Annotated in this window: 1 pseudogene; it reads right to left on the bottom strand. The window is 69.1% G+C overall.

The annotated features are described in order from the left end of the window. Positions 1-16: 16 nt before the first annotated feature. Positions 17-401 (bottom strand): annotated as a pseudogene (locus ACNFOC_RS55675) (prephenate dehydrogenase); the annotation flags it as partial.

Genomic DNA, 401 nt, shown 5'->3' with positions numbered 1-401 from the left:
CCCACACACCTCGCGCCTACTGCCGGATCGCCCAGCCCCGCTCCCGCAACCCCGCCGTCAGAACAGGCGCAGCCTTCGGCTCCACCATCAACTGCACAAGCCCCGCCTGCTGCCCCGTCGCATGCTCGATCCGCACATCCTCGATATTGACCCCCGCCATCCCCGCATCCGCGAAGATCCGGGCCAACTGACCAGGCTGGTCGTCGATAAGCACAGCCACAACCTCATACACCCGCGGAGCGGACCCGTGCTTGCCGGGCACCCGAACCTGCCCCGCGTTCCCCCGCCGCAGCACATCCTCGATCCCGCCCGCACCCTCCCGCCGCTTGCCGTCATCGGAGGACTGAAGCGCACGCAACGCCCGCACCGTCTCCTCCAGATCCCCGGCGACATCGGTGAGC

Source organism: Streptomyces colwelliae (assembly GCF_048158785.1).
Classification (GTDB): domain Bacteria; phylum Actinomycetota; class Actinomycetes; order Streptomycetales; family Streptomycetaceae; genus Streptomyces.
Note: the sequence above shows the minus strand (reverse complement) of the source record. Positions and strands in the feature narration are given on the sequence as shown.